11 protein-coding genes are annotated in these 11,759 nt (G+C 73.4%); all 11 read left to right on the top strand.

What is annotated here, in order from left to right; all coding sequences use genetic code 11:
• Nucleotides 1-103 precede the first annotated feature (103 nt).
• Nucleotides 104-1,054, top strand: coding sequence for an SRPBCC family protein (locus ACFVGS_RS04770; RefSeq protein ID WP_385690363.1), 951 nt, complete (start codon nucleotides 104-106; stop codon nucleotides 1,052-1,054).
• A 109-nt stretch (nucleotides 1,055-1,163) separates the two neighbouring features.
• Nucleotides 1,164-1,955 (top strand): aldose 1-epimerase, encoded by a 792-nt coding sequence (locus tag ACFVGS_RS04765; protein WP_384422500.1) that lies wholly within the window; start codon nucleotides 1,164-1,166, stop codon nucleotides 1,953-1,955.
• A 25-nt stretch (nucleotides 1,956-1,980) separates the two neighbouring features.
• Complete coding sequence (pyrE, locus tag ACFVGS_RS04760; RefSeq protein ID WP_384422502.1) at nucleotides 1,981-2,520, top strand: orotate phosphoribosyltransferase; 540 nt, start codon at nucleotides 1,981-1,983, stop codon at nucleotides 2,518-2,520.
• A 245-nt stretch (nucleotides 2,521-2,765) separates the two neighbouring features.
• Nucleotides 2,766-3,788 carry a class II fructose-bisphosphate aldolase gene (gene fbaA / locus ACFVGS_RS04755; RefSeq protein WP_384422504.1) on the top strand — a complete coding sequence of 341 codons (1,023 nt, stop codon included), beginning with the start codon at nucleotides 2,766-2,768 and terminating at the stop codon, nucleotides 3,786-3,788.
• 105 nt (nucleotides 3,789-3,893) lie between these two features.
• Entirely contained in the window at nucleotides 3,894-5,051 is a 1,158-nt protein-coding gene (locus ACFVGS_RS04750; RefSeq protein ID WP_384422508.1) for a MalY/PatB family protein, read from the top strand.
• Between the two features lie 101 nt (nucleotides 5,052-5,152).
• Nucleotides 5,153-6,730 carry an MFS transporter gene (locus tag ACFVGS_RS04745; protein ID WP_384422506.1) on the top strand — a complete coding sequence of 526 codons (1,578 nt, stop codon included), beginning with the start codon at nucleotides 5,153-5,155 and terminating at the stop codon, nucleotides 6,728-6,730.
• Nucleotides 6,731-7,031: 301 nt separating this feature from the next.
• A complete protein-coding gene (locus tag ACFVGS_RS04740; RefSeq protein ID WP_384422322.1) occupies nucleotides 7,032-7,445 on the top strand; it encodes a DUF3151 domain-containing protein in 414 nt (137 codons plus the stop codon).
• A gap of 222 nt (nucleotides 7,446-7,667) precedes the next feature.
• Entirely contained in the window at nucleotides 7,668-8,528 is an 861-nt protein-coding gene (locus ACFVGS_RS04735) for a DUF3152 domain-containing protein (RefSeq protein WP_384422320.1), read from the top strand.
• Between the two features lie 108 nt (nucleotides 8,529-8,636).
• Nucleotides 8,637-9,497, top strand: coding sequence for a tryptophan 2,3-dioxygenase family protein (locus ACFVGS_RS04730; RefSeq protein WP_384422318.1), 861 nt, complete (start codon nucleotides 8,637-8,639; stop codon nucleotides 9,495-9,497).
• Nucleotides 9,490-10,698 (top strand): kynureninase, encoded by a 1,209-nt coding sequence (gene kynU / locus ACFVGS_RS04725; protein WP_385690356.1) that lies wholly within the window; start codon nucleotides 9,490-9,492, stop codon nucleotides 10,696-10,698. The genes ACFVGS_RS04730 and kynU overlap by 8 nt, the downstream gene beginning before the upstream one ends.
• A 109-nt stretch (nucleotides 10,699-10,807) precedes the next feature.
• Nucleotides 10,808-11,677, top strand: a complete 870-nt coding sequence (locus ACFVGS_RS04720) for an alpha/beta hydrolase (protein ID WP_384422314.1) — start codon at nucleotides 10,808-10,810, stop codon at nucleotides 11,675-11,677.
• Nucleotides 11,678-11,759: the final 82 nt, after the last annotated feature.

The following is an 11,759-nucleotide window of genomic DNA, read 5'->3' as shown; positions in this document are numbered from 1 at the left end:
AGGGGCGTACGGGAAGGCGTACGAGGATCGGCGTACGGGGAGCGGGAGCGCCGCCCGGGCACAAACAGGCGACGGGCGGGCCGGGCCTGAGTAGGCTCGGCCCATGGAGCATGAGGTGTTCGTCCCGGTCCCGGCCGAGATTCTGCGCGCCACGCTGACGGACCCCGTCCGGCTGGCGCGCTGCGTTCCCGGGTTCCAGCAGGACACCGACAAGGAGCCGGGTCCGCTCGCGGGCCGGCTGAAGATCCGCGTCGGCGGCAACACCATCACCTACCGGGGCGCCCTGCGGATCTCCCAGCGCGGCAGCCGCTTCGCCGTCGAGGGCGAGGGCATGGAGGTACGCGGCAAGGGAACGGCGGCGCTCGCCCTGACGCTCGCGCTCACCCCGGTGGCCGAGGGCACCACGATCGGCTTCAGCGGCACGGTCACGGCGGCCGGCCGGCTCGCCGACGCCGACGCGGAGGCCAGGACCGCGGCGGGCGCCCGGCTGCTCGACCGCTTCGCGGAGGCGCTGTCCGCCGTCGCGGACGTCGAGGCGGAGGTCGAGGCGGAGGCCGCGGCGGCGGAGGCGGCGGAGATCGAGCGGGCGGCGGCCGGCCGGGCCGAGCCGGACAGCGACCCCGACAGCGACGACGACGGTGTCGACGACGGCGTGGAGGAACCCGGGCGCTCCTCGGTCTTCGACACACCGGTGCCGCCGCCGTCCCTGGACCCGAGGACCGACGAGGACTTCGACCGCGACGAGGCCGACGACATCGACGGCGAGGACCTCGAGGCGGCCGCCGCGGACGCGGAGGCCATGGACGGGACCCGCGCCGGGACCGGCGACTTCATCGGCGCCGCCCAGCCGGCCGAGGCCGCGCACGCCCGGCGCACCATGATCGGACGGAGCGCGGAGGAGGTCGACCACGCCCCGCCGCGCGGCCGCTACGCGCCGGTCCCGGCCGCCGAGGCGTCCAGCACCTCCGCGACCCTGCGCTGGATCGCCCCCGCGGCGGCGCTCGCCCTCGCCTCGGCCGTCGTCGTGACCCGCGTGATGCGCCGCCGCCGCTGAACGCCCTGCGGCGGCCCGTCCCGCCATGGTCCGGAGCTCTGACTCGAAGCCCCGATCCGAAGCCCTGATGCGAAGCCCTGATCGGCCGGACAGGCCCTAGGCTCATGGCGTGAGCACTCTGACGCGACTGACGGCCGGTGACGCCGAGTTGACCATCGATCCGGAGCACGGCTGCCGGATCGACAGCCTCCGCATCGGGGGCACCGAACTGCTGCTCCAGGGAGCGCGCCACGGCTGCTTCGTCATGGCGCCGTGGGCGGGCCGGACCGAGAACGGCCGCTTCCGCAACGGCGGCGAGGTCCATCAGCTCCCCGTCAGCGAGCACTCGGCCCCGCACGCGCTGCACGGCACGGTCCGGGACGTCCCGTGGAAGACGGCCGACGTCACCGGCACGACGGCCGCCTTCGTCACCGAGCTCGCCGACCCCTGGCCGTACGCCGGCAAGGTCACCCAGACCTTCGAGCTGACCGAGGACTCCCTCACCCTCCAGCTGGGCGTCGAGACGGCCGCGGACTCCTTCCCGGCGCAGGCGGGCTGGCACCCCTGGTTCCGGAAGACGCTCGGCGGACCGGAGGTCGAGCTGGACTTCCACCCGGCCTGGCAGGAGGAGCGCGGCGAGAACCACCTCCCCACCGGACGCCGCATCGACCCCCTGCCCCGGCCCTGGGACGACTGCTTCGGCATGCCGGACGGCGTCGACGTCACCCTCACCTGGCCGGGCCGGCTGGAGCTGCGTGTCACCAGCCGCGCCGAGTGGGTCGTGATCTACGACGAGCCCGCGGACGCCGTCTGCGTGGAGCCGCAGACCGGCCCCCCGAACGGCCTCAACACCCACCCGCGCCTGGTCACCCCGATCGACCCCCTGGAGGCCGCGACGACCTGGCGCTGGCGCAGCCTGTGACCTTGCGGGCTTTAAGCTCGTGAGCATGACTGACGTACGCGCTGAGCTGCTCCAGCAGATCAAGGACAAGGCCGTGGTGCACGGCAAGGTGACCCTCTCCTCGGGTCGTGAGGCCGACTACTACATCGACCTTCGCCGGATCACGCTCGACGGCGAGGCGGCGCCGCTCGTCGGTCAGGTCATGCTCGACCTGACCAAGGACCTGGACTTCGACTGCGTCGGCGGTCTGACCCTGGGCGCCGACCCGGTCGCGACCTCGATGCTGCACGCCTCCGCCGCGCGCGGTGAGCGTCTCGACGCGTTCGTCGTCCGGAAGGCGCAGAAGGCGCACGGCATGCAGCGCCGCATCGAGGGTGCCGACGTCAAGGGCCGCCGCTGCCTGGTGGTGGAGGACACCTCCACCACCGGGGGTTCGCCGCTGACCGCCGTCGAGGCGGTGCGCGAGGCGGGCGGCGAGGTCGTCGCCGTCGCGACGATCGTCGACCGCGGTGCCGCCGACGCGATCGCCGAGGCCGGTCTGACCTACCTCACCGGCTACCAGCTGGCGGACCTGGGCCTGGCGTAACGGCGTCGGGCTAACCGGAATCATCGCCTCGAAGTCGTGACCTAGGTCCCGACGCCTGGCCCAAACCGGTCCTGACCTGCTGCTTTCTCGAAGGGCGGGGTGTTTCACGTGAAACACCCCGCCCTTCGTCGTGCCGGGCCTGTGGGAGCCCGCACAAGAGTCTGGAAGGATGGGGTCGACGATGACGTCGCCCCCCAGGTCAGGGACAGCAACGCACACACCCGCACATCACAAGGAGCGGACGAATGCCCATCGCAACCCCCGAGGTCTACAACGAGATGCTCGACCGGGCGAAGGCAGGCAAGTTCGCCTACCCGGCCATCAACGTCACCTCGTCGCAGACGCTCCACGCCGCCCTGCGCGGTTTCGCGGAGGCCGAGAGCGACGGCATCATCCAGATCTCGACCGGTGGCGCCGAGTTCCTGGGCGGCCAGCACAACAAGGACATGGTCACGGGCGCGGTCGCCCTCGCCGAGTTCGCGCACATCGTCGCCGCGAAGTACGACGTCACGGTCGCGCTGCACACCGACCACTGCCCGAAGGACAAGCTGGACGGCTACGTCCGTCCGCTGCTCGACATCTCCGCCGAGCGCGTCAAGGCCGGTCGCAACCCGCTGTTCCAGTCGCACATGTGGGACGGCTCCGCCGAGACCCTCGCCGACAACCTGGCCATCGGCCAGGAGCTGCTCGCCAAGGCCGCCGCCGCCAAGATCATCCTCGAGGTCGAGATCACCCCGACCGGTGGCGAGGAGGACGGCGTCAGCCACGAGATCAACGACGAGCTGTACACCTCCGTCGACGACGCCATCCGCACGGCCGAGGCCCTGGGCCTGGGCGAGAAGGGCCGCTACCTGCTGGCCGCCTCGTTCGGCAACGTCCACGGCGTCTACAAGCCGGGCAACGTCGTGCTCCGCCCCGAGCTGCTCAAGGACCTCCAGGCGGGCGTCTCCGAGAAGTTCGGCAAGGCCTCCCCGTTCGACTTCGTCTTCCACGGCGGCTCCGGCTCGACCGCCGAGGAGATCGCCACCGCCATCGAGAACGGCGTGGTGAAGATGAACCTCGACACCGACACGCAGTACGCCTTCACGCGTCCGGTGGCGGACCACATGTTCAAGAACTACGACGGTGTCCTGAAGGTCGACGGCGAGGTCGGCAAGAAGTCCACCTACGACCCGCGCACCTGGGGCAAGCTCGCCGAGGCCGGCATGGCCAAGCGCGTCTCCGAGGCGTGCGTGGCGCTGCGCTCGGCCGGCACCAAGCTGAAGTAAGCGCTGTTGTACGAACGGGCCCGGCGCCACGAGAGTGGTGCCGGGCCCTTCGTCGTCCGCCGGGCCCTTCGTCGTGGATCCGGCTACCTGGAGGCGTGACCCGTGGTGTTCGACTTCGACCGCGCGATAGACCGGCGCGGGACGGCATCGGTGCAGTGGGACGGTCTCTCCGACCGCTTCGGCGTCCCCGACCTGCTGCCCTTCACCATCTCCGACATGGACTTCGCCTCCCCTCCGGCCGTGCTCGACGCGCTGCGCGAGCGGATCGACCACGGGGTGTTCGGCTACACCGACTGGCGGCTCGGCGAGTTCCGCGAGGCCGTACGGGACTGGTACGCGAGCCGGCACGGCACCGCCGTCGACACCGAGGCCATGGTCTACGCGCCCTCCGTGCTCAGCCAGCTCTCCCAGCTCCTCCGGATGTGGACGGAGCCCGGCGACGGCGTCGTCGTCCACACGCCCACCTACGACGGCTTCCGCAAGGCGGTCACCGGGCTCGGGCGCGAACTCCGCGGTGTCCCCGTCGGTGACCTCGACGCCCTGGAGCGGGAGCTCGCCCGGCCGGACAGCCGGATGCTGCTGCTCTGCTCCCCGCACAACCCGACCGGCCGGGTGTGGCGCGAGGAGGAGCTGAAGGAGTTCGCGCGGCTCGCCGAGCGGCACGGTGCCGCCGTCGTCAGCGACGAGATCCACGCCGACCTCACCGGTGAGGGCCACCGCCACATTCCCTGGACGGACATCGCGGAACCCGGGCGAGGCCGGCGCTGGGCGCTCGTCACCTCCGGCACCAAGGCCTTCAACTTTCCCGCGCTCTCCGGCTCGTACGGCTTCCTCGGCGACCCGGACGAGCGGGCCGCGTTCGTCCGCCGCATGGAGACCGGTGAGGGACTGGCCTCCCCGGCGGTGCTCTCGCTCACCGCCCACATCGCCGCCTACCGGCACGGCGCGCCGTGGCTGGACGCGCTGCGCGGCTATGTCGCCGAGACCATGGACCTGGTGCGGGAACGGCTCGCCGTCGCCCTCCCGGACGTCGGCTGGGCCCCGCCGCAGGCCGGCTATCTCGCCTGGATCGACCTGCGCCCGCTGGGCGTCGACGAGGCGGCCCTCCAGGAGGAGCTGGTGACCGCCGAGAAGGTCGCGATCATGCCGGGCGGTGTCTACGGCACCCCGGGCTTCGTCCGGCTCAACCTGGGCTGTCCCCGGGCCAAGGCCGAGCGCGGCGTGGCGGCCCTGGTGAAGGCGGCCGCGCGGCTGCGGAGCTGAGGCGGCTGGGGACCTGACACGGCGGGGGAGCGGGGGCGGCTGCGGGCCGACCGGGCCGGCGCGCGGCTGCGGAGCCGATCGGTTCGCGGGACCATGCAGGCATGACCGACACGGCGGGCGCGGCACCGGGCCTGGGCATCCGGCTGGCCTCGGGGACCGGGCGGTGGGTGGTCCTCACCACCGTCCTCGGCTCGGGGATGGCGCTGCTCGACTCCACCGTCGTCAACGTGGCCCTGCCGCACATCGGTGAGGACCTGGACGCCGACCTGGCCGCCCTCCAGTGGACGGTCAACGCGTACATGCTCACCCTCGCGGGCCTGATCCTGCTGGGCGGGGCGCTCGGCGACCGCTACGGGCGGCGCCGGGTGTTCGTGATCGGCGTGGTGTGGTTCGCGGTCGCCTCGCTGCTGTGCGGGCTCGCCCCGAACGCCGGGGTGCTCGTCGCCGCCCGCGCCCTCCAGGGCGTCGGCGGGGCGCTGCTGACGCCCGGCTCGCTCGCGCTGATCCAGTCGAGCTTCCACGAGGACGACCGGGCGCGGGCGGTCGGCCTGTGGTCGGGCTTCGGCGGGGTGGGGGCGGCGATCGGCCCGTTCGTCGGCGGCTGGCTGGTGGACGGACCCGGCTGGCGGTGGGTGTTCCTGCTGAACGTGCCGCTCGCGCTGATCTGCGTGCCCGTGGCGCTGCGGCACGTCCCGGAGTCCCGGGACGAGGCCGCGCACGGCCGCTTCGACGTGCTCGGCGCGGTTCTCGGCGCGGCGGCCCTCGGGCTCGTCACGTACGCGCTGATCGCGGCTGTCTGGTGGCCGGGCGTGGTGGGCGCGGCGGTCGGCGTGGGGTTCGTGGTGGTGGAGCGGCGGCGCGGGCAGGACGCGATGATGCCGCTGTCGGTCTTCGGATCCCGGACGTTCACCGCGGTGAACCTGGTGACGCTGTGCGTGTACGCGGCGTTCAGCGGTTTCTTCTTCCTGGCCGCGCTCCAGCTCCAGGTGGTCTCCGGCTACTCGGCGCTCGCCGCCGGTACGGCGCTGCTGCCGACGACCGTGCTGATGCTGCTGCTCTCGGCGAAGTCCGGCGAACTGGGCGAGAAGACCGGGCCGAGGCTGCCGCTGACCGTGGGGCCGCTGCTGTGCGCGGCGGGGATGCTGCTGATGCTGCGGGTCGGCGAGGACGCCTCGTACCTGACGGACGTGCTGCCCGCGATGCTCGTCCTCGGGATCGGCATGACGGCCCTGGTGGCACCGCTCACCGCGACCGTGCTCGCCTCCGTGGACGTCTCCCGGGCGGGCCTGGCCAGCGGCATCAACAACGCGGCGGCCCGGGCGGCGGGCCTGATCGCGGTCGCGGCGCTGCCGCTGCTGGTGGGCATGGGCCCGGAGGCGTACCGCTCGGCGGAGGAGTTCGGCGTCACCTTCCGGCGGGCGATGCCGATCTGCGCCGGTGTCCTGGTGGCGGGCGCGATCCTGGCCTGGGCCACGCTGCGCGGCCCGGCCCGGGCGGACTGCCACCCCGACTGCCGGGTCCACTGCGGCGTGACGGCGCCGCCCCTGGACCCGGGGAGAGCGGCACAGGACGGCGACGGGAACCCAAGGCCCGACGGCACATCGGACGGCGACGAGAACGGAAGGCCCGGCGGCACACCGCACGGCGGTCCGGCGGACGGACCCGGACCGCCGGGCTAGGCCGTCTCTTCCGGATCTTGGCCGGGTCCGCGACGCCTGGCACGGCACCTCGCCGCGTTGCCGAAACGCCCCGATAGCTCCGCTATCGCGACGCTCCGGTGCCTTGCGATGCACCGCACCAGACGCCGCGGCCTATCCGGCCCTGATCCGGAAGAGACGGCCTGGGGGCCGTCCCGTCGGCCAGGCCGGACCACGTCGCCCAGGCTCACGGTCAAGGCCCCGGACAGTCCCGCAAGGCGTCCCGCCGATCACACGGGCAGGGTCCGGAAGACCTGCCCCGGGGCTGAGGCAGACTTGCCCCATGGCCATCCACGAGAACCTGCTGGGGGGACCGCCCCCCACCCACCTGCCCGACGACCCGGAGCCGCGTGAGCTCCTGGCGAGCGGGGCCGCGCCGGCCGACGTCGCGGCGAAGTACCCGACCTCCTCGCTCGTGTGGGCGCAGCTCGCCGACGACGCGTACGAGGCCGGCCGGGTGATCGAGTCCTACGCCTACGCCCGTACCGGCTACCACCGCGGCCTCGACGCCCTGCGCCGCAACGGCTGGAAGGGCCACGGCCCGGTGCCGTGGGAGCACGAGCCGAACCGCGGCTTCCTGCGCGCGCTGCACGCGCTGGCCCGGGCGGCCGGCGAGATCGGCGAGAAGGACGAGCACGAGCGGTGCACGACGTTCCTGCGGGACTCCTCGGCGACCGCGGCGGACACGCTGGGCTGACGCCCGCCGACCGGGGCGCGGTGACCGTACGTGACGCGTGCGGGACGCACCGCGCCCCGGCCGGACCCCAATGCACCCATGCTGTAACAGCTGCCCGCGGTTGTTCGAGCGCGTTCGAGACGGTGGCATACGATCCCCCGGACCGCACACCGAGCCGTCGGCGCGCAGAGGCCCCCCACGTTCCTCGCCCCCCACCCGACGTACGCAGGGGAGAAGTCTGTCTTGGGCAAGCGTGCCGCGCAGCAGGGCCGTCGACGCAGGAGGGGAAAACAGCGGGGGAGAGGCCGGCTCGTCCTGCCGGTGCTCGCGCTCGCCCTCGTGTCGCTGGGCTGCGGGGCCGCGCTCGCGCACTACGAGGGGCAGAAGGACGACACCGCCGCGCCGCCGCGGCCCGTGACCGCCCCGCCCGCCACGGAGAGGGCCACGCCCACGCCGACCGCGAAGGCCACGCCCAAGCCCACGCCCAAGCCGAAACCGAAGCCCACGCCCACCCCCTCGCCGAAGAAGACCGGTGTGCCCCAGTCCGGCGCGGGCACCTTCACCACCGCCCACGCCACCGGCGAGGCCGTCGGCACGGGCGGCCAGCTGCGCCGCTACCGCGTCCAGGTCGAGGACGGCGTCGACGTCTCCGCCCGCGAGGCCGCCGAGGAGATCCAGCGGATCCTCGCCCACCCGCGCGGCTGGGCCGCGCACGGCCGGGGGCGCTTCCAGCTGGTCACCGAGAACGCCGACTTCGTCATCCGGATCGCCACCCCGGACACCGCCGACAGGCTCTGCGCCGCCAACGGCATGAACACCCACGGCGAGCTGAACTGCGAGACCACCACGGGCGTCGTCGTGAACCTCAAGCGGTGGATGCTCGGCTCGCCGACCTTCGCCGGCCCCGCCCACGAGTACCGCCACCTGATCATCAACCACGAGGTCGGGCACGAGATCGGCATCCGGCAGCACATGGGCTGCCCGGGGCCCGGCAGGCTCGCGCCGGTCATGATGCAGCAGATCAAGGGCCTGAACGGCTGCCGTTCGAACGCCTATCCGTATGACGAAGACGGGATCTACATCGAGGGTCCGATCGTGTCATGATGCGCGTGGGTGGCGTGCGCCGAAGCATGCCTCCCGAGGGGACCGGGGCTCCGTCGTCACACGGAAGGAGCGGACCGCTACCCGGTAGTTCGTATCGAGGAGACAGAAATGTCCACCTTCCCAGGTTCTCCCGATGCCTCCGGAGCCGGTGCGGTCAACGACGCACCGAACCTCGACTTCGCGGGCACCACGCCGTACGAGGACTACGTCCAGGCGGACGTCCTCACCCACCTCCAGCACCTGCGCTCGGACGACCCCGGCGAGATGGTCTTCCTGGTCACCACCCAGGTCATGGAGCTGTGGTTCACGGTGATCGTCCACGAGTGGGAGACCGCGAGCCACGCCCTGCGCCGCGACGACCTGCCCGTCGCCATGGACGCCCTCAAGCGCTCCGTCCGCGAGCTGGAGGCGCTCAACCACTCCTGGCGTCCGCTGGCCCAGCTCACTCCCGCCCAGTTCAACGCCTACCGCGGCGCGCTGGGCGAGGGCTCCGGCTTCCAGTCGGCGATGTACCGACGCATGGAGTTCCTGCTCGGCGAGAAGTCGGCGTCCATGCTCGTGCCGCACCGCGGCGCGCCCCGCGTCCACGCCGAGCTGGAGAAGGCGCTCCAGGAGCCCAGCCTGTACGACGAGACGCTGCGGCTGCTCGCCCGGCGCGGCCTGCCCGTGCCGGCCGAGGTCCTCGGCCGCGACCTCGCGCTGCGCTACGAGCCCTCGGCCGAGGTCGAGCGGATCTGGGCCGGGATCTACGCCGACCCCGACCAGAACGCCGAACTCGTCCGCCTCGGCGAGGCGTTGAGCGACGTCGCCGAGCTGGTGTGGCGCTGGCGCAACGACCACCTGGTGGCCACCCGCCGCGCCATGGGCGCCAAGACCGGCACCGGCGGCTCGGCGGGCGTGGCCTGGCTGGAGAAGCGGGCGCAGAAGAACGTGTTCCCCGAGCTGTGGACGGCGCGCAGCCATGTCTGAGACCTTCGAGGAGCGCGCCCGGGCGCTCGACACCGCCGACGAACTCGGCAAGCACCGCGAGAAGTTCGCCCTCGACGCCACCGTCTACCTCGACGGCAACTCGCTCGGCGCGCTGCCCGCCCACGTCCCCGCCCGCATGGCCGACGTCGTCACCCGCCAGTGGGGCGAGCTGCGCATCCGGTCCTGGGAGGAGTCCGGCTGGTGGACCGCGCCCGAGCGGATCGGCGACCGGATCGCCCCGCTCGTCGGCGCCGCCGAGGGCCAGGTCGTCGTCGGCGACTCGACCAGCGTGAACGTCTTCAAGGCGGTCGTCGCGGCCACCCGGCTCGCGGGCGAGGGGCGCGACGAGATCCTCGTCGACGCGACGACCTTTCCCACGGACGGGTACATCGCCGAGTCCGCGGCGCGCCTCACCGGTCACCGGATCGTGCCCGTCGAGCCGGCCGCGATACCCGGCGCGGTCACCGACCGCACCGCGCTCGCCCTGGTCAACCACGTCGACTACCGCAGCGGCCGGCTCCAGGACCTGCCCGGCATCACCGCCGCCCTCCACGAGGCCGGGGCGCTCGCCGTCTGGGACCTGTGCCACAGCGCCGGCGCCCTGCCGGTCGGCCTGGACGCGCACGGCGTGGACCTGGCCGTCGGCTGCACGTACAAGTACCTCAACGGCGGCCCCGGCGCGCCCGCGTACCTGTACGTCGCCGAGCGCCACCAGGACCGGTTCGACTCGCCGCTGCCCGGCTGGAACTCGCACGCCGACCCGTTCGGCATGACCCCGGGCTACCGGGCCGCCGACGGCGCCGCGCGGGGCCGGGTCGGCACGCCCGACATCCTGTCCATGCTGGCCCTGGAGGCCGCGCTCGACGTGTGGGACGGCGTCCGCATCGAGGACGTACGGGCCAAGTCCCTCGCCCTCACGGACTTCTTCCTGGAGTGCGTCCGGGCCTACGCCCCCGAGGACCGGGTCACGTCGGTGACGCCCGAGGCGCACGCGGAGCGGGGCAGCCAGGTCGCGCTGCGCTGCGCCGAGGCGCCGGCCGTCATGGCGGAACTGATCCGGCGCGGCGTCGTGGGCGACCTGCGCCGCCCGGACGTGCTGCGCTTCGGTTTCACCCCGCTGTACGTCGGCTTCGCGGACACGGAGCGGGCGGCGCGGACCCTCGCGGACGTCCTGGCGGACACTCCTCCGGCGCAGGGCTGATCATCACCTGATCGCCTGATCTGCGGGGCCCGTACTCCTGGTACCGTCCCCGCAGGTCAGGCCGATGGGTTCGTCAATCGGCCCCGTCTGAGGAGAGGTTGGAAGCAGCATGCCGGACCCCGCCGCGCGCGACGCCGCCGAGGAAGCGTCGGCCTTCTCGCACCCGGCCGTCGACCCGGACGCCTCCGCCGCGTACGGCGCGCACCCCGACCAGGTCGTCGACTTCTACGCGCCGCGCGACGGCCGGACGAACGCGCCCCTGGTCATCGCCCTGCACGGCGGCGCCTGGCGGGCCCCGTACGACCGGCGGCACCTGACTCCTTTCGTGGACTTCCTGGCCCGGCGCGGCTTCGCCGTGGCCAGCGTGGAGTACCGGCGCGGCAGCGACATCCCGCGGCAGGGCGCAGCCGCCCCGGTGGCCGGGCGCTGGCCGGAGACCTTCGACGACGTCGCCGCCGCGATGGACGCGGTGCCGGAGCTGGCCGCCGCGCACCTGCCGCAGGCCGACCCGCGGCGCATCGTGCTGACCGGCCACTCCGCGGGCGGCCACCTCGCCCTGTGGGCCGCCGCCCGCCACGTCCTGCCCGCGGGATCGCCCTGGCGCCTGCCGGCCCCGCCCGCCCTGCGCGGAGTCGTGGCGCTCGCCCCGATCGCCCACTTCGACCGCGCGGTGGAACTCGGCGTGTGCGGCGGCGCGGTGACCGAACTCCTCGGCGGCGAGGCGGACTTCGCCGCGAGGGCGGCGCAGGCGGATCCGGCGCTGCTGCTGCCCACCGGCATCGCCACGACCGTCGTCCAGGGTCGTGACGACATCGTCGTCCCGTCCTCCGTCGCCGAGTCCTACGCCGAGGCCGCCGCCAAGGCGGGCGAGACGGTCGGCTGCACGTTCCTGGAGGAGGTCGGCCACTTCCCGCTGATCGACCCGGCTGCGGACGCGTGCGCGGTGGTGGCGGAGGAGATCGCCCAGCTGGCCTGGTAGCCCCGCGAAGGGCCGGGCGGGGCCGCCGTAGTCCTCAAGGCGGACCTCCGAGGATCCGCATCGAGCCGGACGACCGGTTCGC

This window comes from Streptomyces sp. NPDC127114, assembly GCF_042677525.1.
Classification (GTDB): Bacteria; Actinomycetota; Actinomycetes; order Streptomycetales; family Streptomycetaceae; genus Streptomyces.
This window is presented reverse-complemented; position numbering and strand designations above follow the sequence as displayed.